The organism is Sulfitobacter sp. M22, assembly GCF_021736025.1.
Classification (GTDB): Bacteria; Pseudomonadota; Alphaproteobacteria; order Rhodobacterales; family Rhodobacteraceae; genus Sulfitobacter; species Sulfitobacter litoralis.
In genome coordinates this window covers 263,247-278,694 of sequence record NZ_WMEC01000001.1, presented here as the reverse complement: position 1 = coordinate 278,694, position 15,448 = coordinate 263,247, and the positions used below count along the sequence as shown (strand labels likewise).

The 15,448-nt window shown below is 59.8% G+C and carries 14 protein-coding genes; 4 read left to right on the top strand and 10 right to left on the bottom strand.

The window, feature by feature from the left end; all coding sequences use genetic code 11:
* Nucleotides 1-2: 2 nt before the first annotated feature.
* Nucleotides 3-1,127, bottom strand: coding sequence for a 3,4-dihydroxy-2-butanone-4-phosphate synthase (ribB, locus tag GLP52_RS01450; RefSeq protein ID WP_237271390.1), 1,125 nt, complete (start codon nt 1,125-1,127; stop codon nt 3-5).
* A 275-nt stretch (nt 1,128-1,402) separates the two neighbouring features.
* A complete protein-coding gene (locus GLP52_RS01445) occupies nt 1,403-1,990 on the bottom strand; it encodes a riboflavin synthase (protein ID WP_237271389.1) in 588 nt (195 codons plus the stop codon).
* Nucleotides 1,991-2,125: 135 nt separating this feature from the next.
* On the opposite strand from GLP52_RS01445, the gene GLP52_RS01440 reads away from it, so the two are divergent.
* From GLP52_RS01440 to GLP52_RS01430, 3 genes are all read left to right on the top strand, one after another.
* Nucleotides 2,126-3,418, top strand: coding sequence for a capsule biosynthesis protein (locus tag GLP52_RS01440; RefSeq protein ID WP_237271388.1), 1,293 nt, complete (start codon nt 2,126-2,128; stop codon nt 3,416-3,418).
* A 167-nt stretch (nt 3,419-3,585) separates the two neighbouring features.
* Entirely contained in the window at nt 3,586-4,671 is a 1,086-nt protein-coding gene (locus GLP52_RS01435) for a polysaccharide biosynthesis/export family protein (RefSeq protein WP_237272627.1), read from the top strand.
* 9 nt (nt 4,672-4,680) lie between these two features.
* Nucleotides 4,681-6,717, top strand: a complete 2,037-nt coding sequence (locus GLP52_RS01430; protein WP_237271387.1) for a capsular polysaccharide biosynthesis protein — start codon at nt 4,681-4,683, stop codon at nt 6,715-6,717.
* Between the two features lie 54 nt (nt 6,718-6,771).
* Here the strand turns inward: GLP52_RS01430 and ribD are convergent, their stop codons facing one another.
* Together ribD and nrdR are read right to left on the bottom strand one after the other, a co-directional pair.
* Nucleotides 6,772-7,875, bottom strand: a complete 1,104-nt coding sequence (ribD, locus tag GLP52_RS01425; RefSeq protein WP_093732421.1) for a bifunctional diaminohydroxyphosphoribosylaminopyrimidine deaminase/5-amino-6-(5-phosphoribosylamino)uracil reductase RibD — start codon at nt 7,873-7,875, stop codon at nt 6,772-6,774.
* A gap of 2 nt (nt 7,876-7,877) precedes the next feature.
* The gene (gene nrdR, locus GLP52_RS01420) at nt 7,878-8,345 is read right to left on the bottom strand and encodes a transcriptional regulator NrdR (RefSeq protein ID WP_005849229.1); all 468 of its coding nucleotides are present in this window, start codon (nt 8,343-8,345) and stop codon (nt 7,878-7,880) included.
* A 194-nt stretch (nt 8,346-8,539) separates the two neighbouring features.
* Between nrdR and GLP52_RS01415 the strand changes: the two genes are divergently transcribed.
* Nucleotides 8,540-9,211, top strand: a complete 672-nt coding sequence (locus tag GLP52_RS01415) for an SDR family oxidoreductase (protein ID WP_093732420.1) — start codon at nt 8,540-8,542, stop codon at nt 9,209-9,211.
* A gap of 2 nt (nt 9,212-9,213) precedes the next feature.
* Here GLP52_RS01415 and GLP52_RS01410 read toward each other — a convergent pair whose 3' ends face one another.
* The 6 genes from GLP52_RS01410 to GLP52_RS01385 form a co-directional block, all read right to left on the bottom strand.
* Entirely contained in the window at nt 9,214-9,627 is a 414-nt protein-coding gene (locus GLP52_RS01410; RefSeq protein ID WP_237271386.1) for a secondary thiamine-phosphate synthase enzyme YjbQ, read from the bottom strand.
* Nucleotides 9,628-9,673: 46 nt separating this feature from the next.
* On the bottom strand, nt 9,674-10,072 hold the full coding sequence (locus tag GLP52_RS01405) for a hypothetical protein (protein ID WP_093732528.1): 399 nt from the start codon (nt 10,070-10,072) through the stop codon (nt 9,674-9,676).
* Between the two features lie 17 nt (nt 10,073-10,089).
* The gene (locus GLP52_RS01400; RefSeq protein WP_237271385.1) at nt 10,090-10,500 is read right to left on the bottom strand and encodes a hypothetical protein; all 411 of its coding nucleotides are present in this window, start codon (nt 10,498-10,500) and stop codon (nt 10,090-10,092) included.
* A gap of 142 nt (nt 10,501-10,642) precedes the next feature.
* The gene (gene rpoD, locus GLP52_RS01395) at nt 10,643-12,625 is read right to left on the bottom strand and encodes an RNA polymerase sigma factor RpoD (protein ID WP_237271384.1); all 1,983 of its coding nucleotides are present in this window, start codon (nt 12,623-12,625) and stop codon (nt 10,643-10,645) included.
* 134 nt (nt 12,626-12,759) lie between these two features.
* On the bottom strand, nt 12,760-14,733 hold the full coding sequence (gene dnaG / locus GLP52_RS01390; RefSeq protein WP_237271383.1) for a DNA primase: 1,974 nt from the start codon (nt 14,731-14,733) through the stop codon (nt 12,760-12,762).
* Nucleotides 14,734-14,904: 171 nt separating this feature from the next.
* The gene (locus tag GLP52_RS01385) at nt 14,905-15,213 is read right to left on the bottom strand and encodes a hypothetical protein (RefSeq protein ID WP_093732415.1); all 309 of its coding nucleotides are present in this window, start codon (nt 15,211-15,213) and stop codon (nt 14,905-14,907) included.
* Nucleotides 15,214-15,448 lie beyond the last annotated feature (235 nt).

The following is a 15,448-nucleotide window of genomic DNA, read 5'->3' as shown; positions in this document are numbered from 1 at the left end:
ACTTACTCCTGCGTGATCGGGCGCGTGCCCACGATGCTAAGGTCATAGGCGTCCAGCCCCAGATAACGGGTATCGGGGTTGTCGGTCAGCAAGATCAGCTTGTGCAGGCCAAGGCTCGCCATGATCTGCGACCCCAGGCCGGTCCGTTTGACGGTACGGGGACGGTCGTCCTCTTCGTATTCGAACCGCAAACGCGGATCGGGGTCGCGGAACAGCAATACCGCACCGCGTCCTTCGTCAGCGATAATCTGCATTGCACGGGGCAATTCATCAGCAGGGCTTGGGCCAAGGCCCAAGATATCTTCAAGCGCATTGATCGCGTGGGTCCGGACCAGAACAGGCTCATCCGTAGTGATATCGCCCTTTGACAGCGCAACGTGATCGGTGCCGCTGATCTCGTCGGTGAAAATCTGCATCTTCCAGTCGCCGCCATAAGCGGAGGTCACAGTTCGGCTGTCACGTTCAACCAGCAGGTTGTCATGTTTGTGGCGATAGGCGATCAGATCGCTGATCGTCCCGATTTTCATCTTATGTTGCTGGCAGAAGGCGACAAGATCAGGCAGGCGCGCCATGGTGCCGTCTTCCTTCATAATCTCGCAAATTACGCCCGACGGATGCAGACCCGCCAGACGCGAAATATCGACGGCCGCCTCGGTATGTCCAGCCCGCACCAAGACCCCGCCGTCGCGTGCCCGCAACGGAAACACGTGCCCCGGTGTGGCGATATCAACGGCACCTTTGTCTTCGTCTATGGCGACTTTGACCGTCAGCGCCCGATCCGCAGCCGAGATCCCGGTGGTCACGCCCTCACGCGCCTCGATCGACACGGTAAAAGCCGTCTCGTGACGGGCAGAGTTATTCACCGCCATCATTGGCAGACCCAAAGTATTGACGCGTTCTTCAGTCATTGGCAGACAGATCAAACCCCGCCCGTGGGTGGCCATAAAGTTGATCGCATCAGCGTCCGCAAACTGCGCCGGGATCACCAGATCGCCTTCGTTCTCGCGGTCCTCGTGATCGACCAACACGAACATACGCCCCTGACGGGCTTCTTCGATGATCTCTTCGATGGGCGCGATGGTATCCGCCAATTCAGCCTCGACGGGTCCGGGCGTTTCAAATTGCATGGGCTCACCTCACTCTTTGTTGCCAAGGCACATACCCCACCCCACGCGTCTTTGCCAGAGCGGGGCAGCCCCCGCCCGTGCTTCATTTTGCCAAATAAACTCAAATCCGCACCATCAGCCAGCGCTGTGCCCTGCGTTCATCGCTGTAAGAGCAACCCGCCGCGCCAGCCCCCTGCCCTGCACGTGCAGCGCTATCGGCGACAAAACATGCTTAAGTCCCCTGCCAAGCAAAGGGATTCGCCCGCCGTTCGTGCGTGCAAGCAGAGCAGCGGCAATCAGGACATCTCTGCCAACCGCGCCACATAGCGTGCCAATGTGTCGATCTCGAGGTTGATCCGGTCCCCCACGGCAACATCGCCCCAGGTCGTGACCTCTTTGGTGTGGGGGATGAAGTTGATCCCGAAATCACAGCCATCGACCTCGTTCACGGTCAGCGATGTACCATTCAATGCGACCGATCCTTTGGGCGCAATGAACCTGGCAAGATCTTTGGGCGCGCGCAGGGTCACACGGGTGCTGTCGCCCTCGTCGCGCAGCGCCACCACTTCGGCGACGCCGTCGACATGGCCCGACACAATATGCCCGCCCAATTCGTCACCGACCTTCAGAGCGCGTTCAAGATTTAGCCTCCGCCCGACCTCCCATGCGCCAAGGTTGGTCTTGTCCACGGTCTCCGCGCTGATCTGCACCTCGTACCAATCGGGACCCAGATCGACGACCGTCAGACAGACGCCGTCGCTCGCGATCGACGCGCCCATGTCTATACCGTCGGTATCATAGCCCGTTTCGATCCGTGCACGCAGATCCCCCTGCTGTTCGAGCTTGGAGATCTTTCCGATATCCGTGATAATACCTGTAAACATGCGCGTGCCTCTTCTATAGTGATCGCTACCGAAGTAGACCTCTGCCATCAGCATGACAAGTCCACAGACACGCCACATTTTCGCCGGTATCAGGTGTTTGTCTGTGTGATGAACAAGGTAAACTGAAAGCTAACCATGAACGCCGCAGCACCCCGTGACCGGGTCTTCCTTTTCCTGCAAGGGCCGCATGGCCCCTTCTTTAACCGACTGGGCAAGATGCTTCGTCTGGCGGGTGCGCAGGTCTGGCGCGTGGGGTTCAATGCAGGCGATCGGGCCTTCTGGTTCCACCCGCGCAGCTATATTCCGTTTCGCGGTACGGCTGACACGTGGAAAGACACCTTTGTTGCGCTGCTCGCCGACAAAGGTGTCACAGATATCGTGCTATACGGCGACACCCGTCCGATCCACGCCCAAGCCGTGGCCCAAGCCAAGGCACGCGGGCTGACCGTGCATGTCTTTGAAGAAGGGTACATGCGCCCCTATTGGGTCACTTATGAACGGGGCGGATCGAACGGCAATTCTCGGTTAATGGAGATGTCGATCGAACAGATGCAGGTCGCACTGGCCAATTCGGATATGGAGGCCCCCCTCCCCCCCGGCCACTGGGGCGATATGCGCCAACATGTTTTTTACGGGGCGCTGTATCACTGGTTTGTGCTGTTTCGAAACGGCGCGTATCGCAACTTTCGCCCGCACCGCAGCTTGCCAGTGATCAAGGAGTTCCAACTTTACCTCAAAAGGTTGCTATTGATGCCTGCGCTGGCACTGGACCGGCTGATTGCGACACTGCGCATCCGGCTTGGCGGGTTTCCATATCATCTCGCGCTTTTACAACTGGAGCACGACAGCTCGTTTCAGGAACATTCCCCGTTCGAGACGATGACCGATTTTCTGACCGTCGTGCTCGAGGGATTTGCCAAAGGCGCACCACGCCACCACCATCTTGTCGTCAAAGCCCATCCGTTGGAAGACGGCCGCGCCCCCTTGCGCCGTGTGGTAAAGCGCGTCGCACGTGATCTGGGCGTAGCCGACCGCGTGCATTTCGTGCGGGGCGGCAAACTGGCACAGCTTCTGAATGATGCGCGCACGGCGATCACCGTGAACTCGACCGCGGGGCAACAGGTGCTCTGGCGTGGTATACCTCTCAAGGTATTTGGCAGCGCCGTCTATGCAAAGCCCGAATTCGTATCCAACCAGCCCTTGACCGATTTCTTTGCCGCCGCATCCCGCCCGGACAACAAGGCCTACAAGGACTATCGCCGGTATTTGCTAGAAACCTCGCAGGTGCCCGGCGGATTTTATGCCGCCCGCGCGCGCACTCAGCTTCTGCGTCAGGTCGTTGATATGATGCTTTCCCCCGAAGACCCTTATGACGCGCTGGAACTGGGGACCGCGGCACCACGGCAACAGTTGCGAGCCGTCACCTGACAGATTTTTGCCGCAACAGTAGCTTTTCGATCCAAACTGCGCTAAGCCGATGATAATTACGTCGAAATAATCGGCGATTTCGAGGCAGAGTAAGAATAGGTCGAGGAGACCGGGCAGTGAAATCCGTACCCTTCAGGTGGGCGCGTCCCATCGCATTATTGGCGGCTATGGCCGTGGTATCTTCGTGTGGTCTTCCGCAGGTTGGTCCGAACAAACGTCAAATCTATGCAGGATCGGTCCAAAAGCAAGGTGACGCTTTCGTCGTTGCCGTTAATGACCGTGTGACCCGTGCGACGGCTGTCGCACCGGCGCTTGGATTTAATTCGGGGTTTATTCACGCAGGCCAGCTTGGGTCGGACACGATTAATCCGGGTGATACGCTGGGGCTGACAATCTGGGAAAACGTCGACGACGGCTTGCTAGCGGCACAGGGCGCAAACGCCACCGTGCTGGAAGAAGTGCAGGTTGACGGCTCTGGCTTTATCTTCGTGCCCTACGCGGGTCGGATCAAGGCCGCTGGCAACTCTCCCGAAGCGATCCGCCGTATCATCACCAACAAACTGTCAGAGCAGACTCCCGACCCGCAGGTACAGGTGCGCCGTCTGGCCGGTGATGGGGCGACGGTGTCGCTTGTGGGATCTGTCGGCGCGCAGGGCGTTTATGCCATTGAACGCCCGACCCGCACCCTCGCCACCATGCTGGCACGTGCCGGCGGCGTGACCATCACGCCGCAAATCGCGCAGGTGACGGTACTGCGGGGCAACCAAAAGGGCAAAATCTGGCTGGAAGACCTGTACAACCACCCCGAGCTCGACATTGCACTGCGCGGCGGTGATCGCATCCTGATCGAGGAAGACACGCGGTCCTTTGTGGCGCTTGGTGCTACAGGTGCACAACAAAAAGTCCCCTTTGAAACTAAGAACCTGTCGGCTCTCGAAGGCATCGCCCAAGTCGGCGGCCTGAACGCAGGCACCGCAGACCCCACAGGTGTTTTCGTCTTCCGCAACGAACCCGAACCTGTCGTGGCACAGGTCTTGGGGCGCAACGATCTGCAAGGCGCACAGCGCATGATTTATGTGCTGGACTTGACCAAGCCCAACGGCATGTTCATGGCACGTGACTTCGTGATCCGCGACGGCGATACGCTCTACGTCACCGAAGCGCCCTTCACACAATGGAGCAAAGTCATCTCCTCGATCACGGGGTCGGCCAGCTCGGTCAACAGCCTCTCGTCGCTCGCGTCGAGCAACTGATCTGCAAAGATGGCTTTAGGGCCTGAAATATACGATACTCCCGCCGCCGGCCCTGCAAAGGACCGGCGGCTTTTTGTGTTTAACGGCGGGTTCATCACCAACCGCAGGGTACGGCGCATTCTGCAGCTGTCGGGCTATAGCCTGCATCTGGGAATGCCGCGCGTAGGTGACGCCATCGCTGTCTGGGGCAACGCGGGCACAGCCCACCGTGGGCTGGCCGTGGCCGCAAAGCGTGATCTGCCTGTGGTGCGCGTCGAAGACGCATTGCTCCGGTCGCTGTTTCCCGGCCGGGCGGGCGAGCCGCCACTGGGGTTACTGGTAGACCATAAAGGGTTGCACTTTGACCCCAAACAGCCCTCTGACCTCGAAGAGATCCTGACCGCGCATCCGCTCGATGATACAGCTCTGCTCGACCGCGCCCGCGGTGCCATCCACCGGATAGCCGAAGCGCATCTGACCAAATACAGCGGCTTTGATCCAACCCACCCCGCCCCCGATCCGGGATATGTGCTGGTGATCGACCAAACTCTTGGGGACGCCTCTGTCGCGGCGTCGGGGGCGGACCGGTCGCGGTTTCTCGAAATGCTTGTCTTTGCACAGCAGGAAAACCCCGGCGCGCGGATCATCATCAAGACCCACCCCGAAACCGCGGCGGGCTTTCGCTCTGGCCACTTTGGCCCCGAAGACGCCAATGACCGCATCACCCTGCTGACCGCCCCGATCAGCCCTTGGACGCTGTTCGAAGGGGCCGTGCGCGTTTATACCGTCTCTTCTCAAATGGGGTTCGAGGCGATTTTCGCAGGCCATAAACCACGGGTGTTCGGGCAACCCTTCTATGCAGGCTGGGGCCTGACCGAGGACGAATTCCCCGTACAGCGCCGCCAACGGGTGCTGACCCGTGCGCAGCTGTTTGCAGGGACGATGATCCTGTATCCCAAGTGGTATGACCCTCACCGCGATTGCCTGTGTGACATTGAAACCGCGATAGAGGCGATGGCCGCTCAGACCCGCGCTTGGCGCGAAGACCATCGCGGCTGGGTCGCCTCGGATATGAGGTTGTGGAAACGCCAGCCGCTCCAGCGTTTTTTTGGCCGCTGGTCACCTGTCACCTATCGAAACAATCCCGACGCGGCGCGTGCGGCGGGCAAGCCGTGGATGGTCTGGGCCTCCAAGGCGACAAAGGATCACGCTGGTGCGGTCCGCGTAGAGGACGGGTTCTTGCGGTCACGGGGCTTGGGGGCGGATCTGGTGCCACCGCTGTCGCTGGTCTGTGACGATTTGGGTATCTACTATGATCCCCGCAAACCCAGCCGGCTGGAAAACCACATCGTCGCCCGCGCTAAATTGCGCTCTGACCAGTCCCGCCGCGCCACGCGGCTGATCGCTGCGCTACGCGATGCGGGGCTCAGCAAGTATAACCTTGGCGGCGATATCATGCCCGCCGACCTGCCTGCCGGACGGCGTATTTTGGTGCCCGGGCAAGTCGAGAACGATGCCTCTATCCTGACCGGCACGGGGGATGTGTCGACGAATTTGGCGCTGCTCACCTGCGCACGTGCCGCACATCCCGACGCGGTGATCCTGTATAAGCCGCACCCCGACGTAGAGGCCGGTCTGCGTCCCGGTGCCATCGATGCCGAAGGGCTGGCCGACCGCGTATTGACCCACGCTGATCCCGTTGCGCTGTTGGCGCATGTGGACGAGGTCTGGACCATGACGTCCCTTCTAGGGTTCGAGGCCCTGTTGCGCGGCATCAAGGTGGTGACCCTCGGGGCTCCTTTCTATGCCGGCTGGGGCCTGACCGAGGACCGTGGCGCGATCCCCACCCGACGGGGGGCCGGTGTCACCCTCGAAGGGGTGGTGCATGCAGCGCTCATTGATTATCCGCGCTATTTCGATCCGCGTACCGGCACAGCATGCCCTGTCGAGGTCGTGGTAGAGCGGCTGGCAGCGGGCGACGTGCCACGGCGCGGGGTGACGAACCGTCTGCTGGCCAAGCTGCAAGGGGTGTTCGCCACACAGGCGCATCTGTGGCGGCGCGGGTAGCGCTACGGGGGCCAGCCCCCGTACCCCCGGGAGTTTGAACCATTTGGAAGCGGTCTAGGCCGGCGCGTCGGCGCGGGCCCAGATGTGGAGGAGGTCGGGGCCGATGCGCGCCGTTTCCGTCAGGGTGAACCGCGGGGCTTGTGCAAGGTGTCGCAGCTGTAGCGCCGCGATGGCTGGCAGCCCGTCAGCCCCGAGCGTGAGCCCTGCTGTGAACCCGATCAACTGATCCACCAAACCAGCCTGCAACAGCGTTGCGGCGAGCCCACCGCCGCCTTCGCAAAAGATGCGTGTCAGACCGTGCTGACCGAGTTGCTGGAGCATATCATCGGCATCGATCTGGCCCATCCTGCTAGCACAGGCGATCAACGTGGCGCCTAGGCTTTTCCAGGCCTCGATCAGCTCTGTCGGCGCTTTGGAGCCGTGGCAAAGGATCAAAGGGATGTCGCCTGCCGTTTTTGCCAATGCGCCGCCAAGGGGTATGTCCAGGCCATTGGACACAACGATCCGTGTTGGCTGTCGGGTGACGCCAAGGTCGCGCACGGTCAGGCTGGGATCATCCTGTCGCGCCGTGCCGCCGCCCACCATGACCGCGTCATGCCGGCTGCGCATCGCATGTACCGCACGGCGTGCGGGCGGGGCTGTAATCCACTGGCTTTCACCTGTCGCGGTGGCGATACGACCATCAAAGCTGCTGGCGAGTTTAAGCGACACCATCGGACGGCCTGCATTGATACGCAGGAAAAAGCCCATGTGATCGGCGCGGGCTTCATGCGCGAGCACGCCCACGTCAACCGAGATGCCCGCCGCTTGCAAGATCGCAATGCCCTTGCCGCTGACGCGCGGGTCGCTGTCTGTGCAGGCGATCACAACGCGCGCGACATCAGCTGCCACAAGCGCATCGGCGCAGGGCGGGGTCTTGCCGGTATGGGCGCAGGGTTCGAGCGTGACATAGACCGTCGCGCCCTTGGCCGCCGGCCCCGCTTGCCGCAGGGCTTCGGGTTCGGCGTGGGGTCTGCCGCCCGGCTGGGTCCATCCCCGTCCGACGATGCGGCCTTGTTGCACAATGACGCAGCCCACGGCGGGGTTGGGCCAGACAGCCCCCTGCCCGCGCCGGCCCAGCGACAAGGCCAGCGCCATAAAGCGCGCGTCGTCAGACATACTTATTCGTCCGCAGGGGTATCGGGCCGCAGTTCCTGCACGAACTTATCGAAATCATCTGCCGCCTGAAAGTTCTTGTAGACGCTGGCAAACCGCACATAGGCGACAGTATCGATGCGGGCCAAGGCCTCCATCACGATCTCGCCGATCTGTTTCGACCCGACATCTGTTTCACCCATGCTTTCAAGACGGCGCACAATGCCGCTGATCATCTGATCGATACGTTCGGGATCAATCGGGCGTTTCTGCATGGAAATGCGGATAGAACGTTCCAGCTTGTCGCGGTCGAAATCCTCGCGCTTGCCAGAGGTTTTAACGACCACCAGATCGCGCAGTTGCACCCGTTCATAGGTTGTAAACCGGCCCCCGCAGGCGGGACAGAAACGGCGGCGGCGGATTGAAACGTGATCCTCGGCCGGGCGGCTGTCTTTTACTTGGGTGTCGATATTTCCGCAAAACGGGCAGCGCATGGCCGGTCCCCTTTATCTTAAACCTGTTCAATAGGGGTCCAAACGACCCCACTCCCCAAAACTATAGGACCAACGCGAGGTTTTGGGTAGGGGCGAAATGGCCGTCTATATGTTGTATTGAGCGAAACTGGCGTGAACTTCGCCTGTGCCCAGGCGTTAGGCCTGGAACAGGATAAATCTGAAGGGAAAACGACATGACCAAAACGCTATTTATCACAGGGGCCTCCAGCGGGATCGGCGCGGCCACCGCACAGGCTGCAGCCAAGGCAGGATGGAACGTAGGGCTTTTTGCCCGCAGTGAGGATAAGCTGAAAAACCTCGCACGTGACATCGGGGATCAGGCGCTGGTGCTGACCGGAGACGCGACCAGCTATGACGATCAGGAACAGGCCATGAGCCGCCTTGCGCAGAAGTTCGGTCAGATTGACGCGGTGTTCGCAAATGCGGGACGCGGCACCTCACCCGGCGGGACCGAAAAGGGCGACCCCGATGATTGGAAGGCGATGGTCGATCTGAACGTGATGGGTGCGCTTTATACCGCCCATGCTGCGATGCCCTACCTGCGCAAAACGACAGGGCAATATGTCGTAACCGGATCAGCCGCGGGACGCCGCCACATCAAGGGGTCAATTTATGGCGCGACTAAATTCTTCATCCATGGTTTTGCTGGCAACCTTGCCGACGAAATGGCCGAATGGGGCGGGCGCTGCATGGTCGTTTCTCCGGGAATGGTCGACACGCCGTTCTTTGACGAGGCCAAGCCTGATAAGCTGAAACCCGAGGATGTTGCATCTGCCGTACTGCACGCGCTGCAGGCACCGCCCCATGCAGCGGTCCGCGAAATCCATCTGATGCCGGTGGGCTAAGCTCAGGCGAAATGTACCGCGATGCGCCTGCTATGAGGCGCGTCGCGGTGTTCGAACAGGTAGATGCCCTGCCATGTTCCAAGCACCATGCGCCCTGCGACCACAGGGATGCTAAGCGTGACGGGCATCACTGCCGCCTTGATATGCGCGGGCATGTCATCTGGTCCTTCCAGCGTATGCCGGAGATAGGACATCGAGGGATCATTGGCAGGCGGCACCAGCTGTGCAAAATATGCAAATAGGTCGCGTTGCACGTCGGGATCGGCATTTTCCTGGATCAGCAGTGAGGCAGAGGTATGTCGCACGAACAACGTCAGCAGCCCGTCGGACCGCTGACCCGAAAGCGCCTGAATCACATCGCTGGTTATTTCGTACAGCCCCTGCCCGCGTGTGTGGACTGTAAGTTCGCTGTTCATCCTGCCTGCCTTCCGCTTGGGCTATCGCCTTGGCGTCAGGCTAGCCTTACCTGCCGGGCGATTGCAAACCACCACACAGCGTAATGCCGTGGCTGATGGTCATCGCCGATCCGGCCTTGGTCAGCGATCCGCCCAGTATCACCACCGGCGACGGTGTCAGCCCTGTCGGATCGAGCGTGAAGGTCACGCCACCATCGCCGCCAAAACCACGCGCGCGCGGTTCGCTGACATAAAGCGTCTGACGATCCGCGGCTCCCATCTGGTCCCCAGCGTAACCCGCGGCCGCACACCAGTGCCCCCGCGCACCAAAGCCCGTGCTACCGCTGATACGCACACCATTTTCCGTCGGCGTGTAGGTCAGCCGTTCATTTGGCACATAGCCCTGCGCAAGAGCAGGTCCCGCGACCAAAGAGGCCATCAGAAGCGCTGTTTTGAAGGTTTTCATAATGTCATTCCTGTTCATCAAAAGTCTTTCAGCTCAAGGATGTAGTCCTTGCAGAACTGGATTGCGTGGCCAACCGGCAGGGTCTGCCCCGCGTTGCGGACCGAGACTGAATAAGATTTGAATGCGGCCTCGGATAACTCGGCGTCATTCAGTGTAAAGACGGCACCGACGCGACCAGCGCCGCTGGCCGAGGGACCTCGCGGCGACTTGAGGTAGATCTGGTCTGCTGTCCGTGCACTCAGCTGGTCTTCGGCATATTCGGCAGCGGCACACCACAGGCCGCGCGCGCCCTCTCCATGATCCTCGATCACCTCAAAGGCCGTGCCCGACAGCGAAATAACCTGCAACCGGTTCACCGCCGTAAAGGGCTGCGCGACAGCGGCCATTGGCATCGTGGACAAAATGGCGACGAGGGCGAGACGTTTCATGGCGGTTCCTGTTTGGCGGCTAGGACACAGATAGGGTGCGCGGCGTGGATTTAAATTCACAGCTTTGAGAGTATGGCCTAACCGCATGAAAAAAGGCGGATGCCGAAACACCCGCCTTCTATATTGTTTGCGATTGAACAGCTTACTGATCGAGGAACGACCGTAGCTTGCGCGACCGGCTTGGGTGCTTGAGCTTGCGCAGCGCCTTCGCCTCGATCTGCCGGATACGTTCACGCGTCACGCTGAACTGCTGACCGACCTCTTCAAGCGTATGGTCGGTGTTCATGCCGATGCCGAAACGCATCCGCAAAACACGTTCTTCGCGCGGGGTCAGCGATGCCAGCACCCGTGTCGTGGTTTCCTTGAGGTTTTCCTGAATGGCGCTGTCCAATGGCAGCACGGCATTCTTATCTTCGATGAAGTCGCCAAGCTGGCTGTCTTCCTCATCGCCGATTGGCGTTTCAAGGGAGATAGGCTCCTTGGCGATTTTCATCACCTTGCGGACCTTCTCCAATGGCATCTGCAGCTTCTCTGCCAGCTCTTCCGGCGTCGGCTCGCGGCCGATTTCGTGCAGCATCTGACGACCGGTCCGGACCAGCTTGTTGATCGTTTCGATCATATGCACTGGGATACGGATGGTGCGGGCCTGATCCGCAATGGACCGCGTGATCGCTTGCCGGATCCACCATGTCGCATAGGTACTGAATTTATAGCCGCGACGGTACTCAAACTTGTCCACGGCCTTCATCAGACCGATGTTACCTTCCTGAATAAGATCAAGGAACTGCAAGCCGCGGTTGGTGTATTTTTTAGCGATCGAAATCACGAGGCGCAGGTTTGCCTCGACCATTTCTTTCTTGGCCTGACGGGCCTCTTTTTCGCCCTTCTGAACCTGCTGCACAATGCGGCGGAATTCAGAGATATCAAGACCGACATATTGACCAACCTGCGCCATATCCGTGCGCAGCTCGTCAACCTTTTCAGATGAGCGTTCAATGAACATCTGCCAACCGCGACCGGACTTTTCGGCCATCCGCTCCATCCAGTTGGGGTCCAGTTCGTAGCCACGATAGCTGTCGACGAACTCCTTGCGGTTGATGCGCGCTTGGTCAGCAAGCTTCACCATCGCGCTGTCGATCTGCATGATACGGCGGTTGATGCCGTACAGCTGGTCAATCAGGGCTTCGATACGGTTGTTGTGCAAGTGCAGATCGTTGACCAGCAGCACGATCTCGGACCGGACGCGCTGGTATTCTTCCTCATCGGCCTTCGAAAAGGTGCCATCCTCGTTCAGGGTCGCCGAAATACGGCTGTCCTGAATCTGGCTCAGCTTGACGTAATCGTCGGCGATGATGTCCAACGCCTCAAGCACCTGTGGCTTGAGCGCGGCTTCCATCGCGGCCAGCGACATGTTCGCCTGTTCGTCTTCATCCTCGTCGTCGTCATCATTCGAGATCGGATTGCCATCTGCATCGACTTCGCTGGTGCTTTCCGCAGGCTTTGTTTCGGTGCCGCCGACAGGCACGACCGGAGTCGTTTCTTCTTCGTCGCCCATCTGGGTGCCGAATGTCGCCTCAAGGTCGATCACGTCGCGCAGCAGAATGTCTTCGGACAAAAGTTCGTCGCGCCAGATCGTGATCGCCTGGAAGGTCAGCGGGCTTTCACACAGCCCCGCGATCATTGTATTGCGGCCTGCCTCGATCCGCTTGGCGATGGCGATCTCGCCCTCACGGCTGAGCAGTTCGACGGACCCCATTTCCCGCAGGTACATGCGTACGGGGTCGTCCGTGCGGTCCAGCTTTTCGGACGTGCCAGCGGACAGCGCCACATCACGCGTGCTTTCCGTGGTGGCAACTTCGGTGCCACCCTTGGCGTCTTCTTCTTCGGCTTCTTCGTCTTCGATCACGTTGATGCCCATTTCGGACAACATCGACATCACGTCCTCGATCTGCTCCGAACTTACTTGATCGGGCGGCAGAACGGTGTTGAGCTGATCGTAGGTAATATAGCCTTTTTCACGGGCTTCGCCGATCATCTTTTTGACGGCGGCTTGGCTCATATCAAGCGAATGGCCGGCATCCTGGTCGTCAGACTTCGCGTCTTCGTTCGTGTCTTTGGCGGCCATGAAATTTCCTCCAGCGAATGGGTGCGAATCACGTGACGTGATTCGGTTATTCGAATCATGCGGGGTTCTGGGTGATTCTTAAACCCGTTACCCTGTATTTTGTTAGACATCCCGGCGAAAAAGCCACGCCGGGTTCATTTTTTCTCTTTCGTGCCACCCTTCAGGATCGACCCCAGCAAAGCATCAAATGCGCTGCGTTCGTCCCGGCTGATGTGGGCACCGTTTTCAGCGATGTCGTATTCAGCGGTATCTTCCTGCCCGCTACGTTGCGCACGATCGGCATTGCGCGCCGCTTCGCCCAACCGCCATGTCAGCCCCTCGTCGGCCATGCCGGTCATATCCTCGACCGCATCGGCGATCTCTTCATCCAGTCCACGCACGGCTTCCAGCTTCCCCAGCTCCTCGGCGACGGTCATACGCGTCTTCTCAAGGTTGCCGGGGCTTCGGATGCAGGGCGTGATGGCTACGTGGCGCTGCGCCAGCATATTTTCAAGTGCGTACTCGCCAAGGGCGTCGTAAATCTTTTCGCGCAACACCGCAGGGTCCTGATGCACATGGCGCAGCATCAAGTCCCGAATACGCCCGTGGTCGTAGTCCTGACAGCGCATTGTGGCCAAGCCGTTTTCAAATTCTTCAACCAGTTGCGGGCAGTTTAGCAAAGCCATCAAAATCACCGCTTCGCGCAGATGCTCTGTCGCGCCTAGACCGGCTGCAGTCACCAGAATAGAGGATTTCGCACTTGGCGACGGACCTTGCGGTGGGGGTGCCCACTTGCCCCCACCGGACGCACGCGCCACAGGGCTAAAGTCTTTCTTGGCCTTTTGCGGGCGGAACAGCTGCCAGCGTAAATCCTTGATCTCTTGGCCATAGTGGCTGCGAATCGAAGGATCTTTGATCATCATGATTTTTTCGCGCAACGCCTTGTCCAGGCCGGCCTTGCGTTCAGGGCTGTCGAAAACGCGGCCATCTGTCTCGCGCTGCCACAACAGCCGCACCATCGGCATGGCGTTATCCAGCAGCTTTTGCAAGGCGGGTGCGCCATGGGCCCGCAGCAGATCGTCGGGATCCTTTCCATCGGGCATCACGGCAAAGCGCAAGGATTGGCCCGCCTCCAATAACGGCAGCGCCAGATCGATCAACCGCATGGCCGCCCGCTGGCCGGCCGTGTCACCATCCAGCGTGATGATCGGCTCGGGCGAGATGCGCCACAACATCTGTAGCTGACTCTCGGTGATCGCCGTTCCCAAGGGGGCAACGGCCGCACCAAATCCGGCCTGCACCAGCGCAATCACGTCCATATACCCTTCGGCGACGACCAACGGCTTGCCCTGCCCTGCAGCTGTCCGGGCATCGCGCACGTTGTATAGGCTGCGGCCCTTATCAAAAAGCTCTGTCTCCGGGGAGTTCAGATATTTGGCGTTGTCATTGGGGTCCATCGCCCGCCCGCCAAAGGCAATCGCCCGCCCCCGCGCATCGCGGATGGGATACATGATCCGGCCCCGAAACGTATCATAGGGCCGCCCACCTTTGGACGAAGGCTTCGCCAGCCCTGCCCCCATTATCAGCGCGTCCTCGACATTCTTGGCCTTTAGATGATCCCAAAGTCCCTGCCACTGATCCGGCGCAAATCCGATTTCCCACTGCTCCAGCGCCTGCGGCGTCAGACCGCGGCCTGCCAGATAATCGCGCGCAGCACTGGCCGCCCCCGTGCGCAGCTGCAGCCGAAAATACTGCACGGCCAGTTCCATTACCTCGGCCAACTGGGTTCGCTTGTCGGCTTTTTCCTGCGCGCGCGGGTCCTGTTTGGGCATGGGCATTCCTGCCTCACGCGCCAAAATCTCGACCGCCTCCATAAAGCTTACATTCTCGGTCTCGCGCACAAAAGAGATCGCATCCCCTTTGGCATGGCATCCGAAGCAATAGTAGAATCCCTTGCGGTCATCGACGTGGAAGCTGGCTGATTTTTCCTGATGAAACGGGCACGGAGCCCACATGTCGCCCTTGCCCTGATTGGACTTGCGCGCATCCCACAACACTTTGCGCCCTACCACCTGTGACAGGCTGGCACGGCTGCGCAGTTCATCCAAAAATCCAGGGGGCAGGCTCATACGGTTTTATATTGGGTCGCGAGGGTCAAAGTCCAGAACCCAAAGCCTCCAATGCCGGCTTCATTTTGCCAAATAAACGCCGAGGGGATCGCCCGTCAGGGCGATGGGGGCTGGCCCCCTTGTCACCGCCCCAACAGATGCGTCAGCACTATGGATCGCGCTCCGGCCCCGTCACTGGCCTAGACACATCTCGTTCCAAGCAGCAGACAGGTCATTTTTTTTCACGTCACGCATTTTCATCTCATACACCCAAGGCGCAACCAGCGGCACAACGGCGTCGTAGCGATCCGGCCACTGCGGATTCTGGGACGCAATGTGGTCCGGTACCTCACGCTCTTTCACGCGGTCGATGCGCGCCTGGCGCACAGCCTGGACGACATCCGCCTGATACTGACAATCGGTCTCCGCGCTCGTTGCGGCAAAGGCTGGTGCACTGGAAGCGGCCAGCGCCGCGGCGATCATAAGTTTACCAAATTTCATCGTCACATCTCCTAATGTTGTTGGCGATACCACCTCAGTTCCCCTGCGCACGACCAATAGAAATGGCGCTCTCGAGGGGTGGCGGGCTGCCTATTGCGTAAAAACCTAGCCAGCGCCGGGTGGAATACAAGTATCCGAGCGGTTTTCCGCAGCGCGCATCCGAACAGTCTGGCGCGTCTTTGCCGAAGGCCACCCTCACAGCGGCCCTCGGGGAACTTTTCGTGGCGAGCACCTG

What these genes read in the sequence shown, in the direction of transcription:
- ribB (WP_237271390.1), bottom strand. Translation starts at nt 1,127, where the DNA reads ATGCAATTTGAAACGCCCGGACCCGTCGAGGCTGAATTGGCGGATACC.
- GLP52_RS01445 (WP_237271389.1), bottom strand. Translation starts at nt 1,990, where the DNA reads ATGTTTACAGGTATTATCACGGATATCGGAAAGATCTCCAAGCTCGAA.
- GLP52_RS01440 (WP_237271388.1), top strand. Translation starts at nt 2,126, where the DNA reads ATGAACGCCGCAGCACCCCGTGACCGGGTCTTCCTTTTCCTGCAAGGG.
- GLP52_RS01435 (WP_237272627.1), top strand. Translation starts at nt 3,586, where the DNA reads ATGGCCGTGGTATCTTCGTGTGGTCTTCCGCAGGTTGGTCCGAACAAA.
- GLP52_RS01430 (WP_237271387.1), top strand. Translation starts at nt 4,681, where the DNA reads ATGGCTTTAGGGCCTGAAATATACGATACTCCCGCCGCCGGCCCTGCA.
- ribD (WP_093732421.1), bottom strand. Translation starts at nt 7,875, where the DNA reads ATGTCTGACGACGCGCGCTTTATGGCGCTGGCCTTGTCGCTGGGCCGG.
- nrdR (WP_005849229.1), bottom strand. Translation starts at nt 8,345, where the DNA reads ATGCGCTGCCCGTTTTGCGGAAATATCGACACCCAAGTAAAAGACAGC.
- GLP52_RS01415 (WP_093732420.1), top strand. Translation starts at nt 8,540, where the DNA reads ATGACCAAAACGCTATTTATCACAGGGGCCTCCAGCGGGATCGGCGCG.
- GLP52_RS01410 (WP_237271386.1), bottom strand. Translation starts at nt 9,627, where the DNA reads ATGAACAGCGAACTTACAGTCCACACACGCGGGCAGGGGCTGTACGAA.
- GLP52_RS01405 (WP_093732528.1), bottom strand. Translation starts at nt 10,072, where the DNA reads ATGAAAACCTTCAAAACAGCGCTTCTGATGGCCTCTTTGGTCGCGGGA.
- GLP52_RS01400 (WP_237271385.1), bottom strand. Translation starts at nt 10,500, where the DNA reads ATGAAACGTCTCGCCCTCGTCGCCATTTTGTCCACGATGCCAATGGCC.
- rpoD (WP_237271384.1), bottom strand. Translation starts at nt 12,625, where the DNA reads ATGGCCGCCAAAGACACGAACGAAGACGCGAAGTCTGACGACCAGGAT.
- dnaG (WP_237271383.1), bottom strand. Translation starts at nt 14,733, where the DNA reads ATGAGCCTGCCCCCTGGATTTTTGGATGAACTGCGCAGCCGTGCCAGC.
- GLP52_RS01385 (WP_093732415.1), bottom strand. Translation starts at nt 15,213, where the DNA reads ATGAAATTTGGTAAACTTATGATCGCCGCGGCGCTGGCCGCTTCCAGT.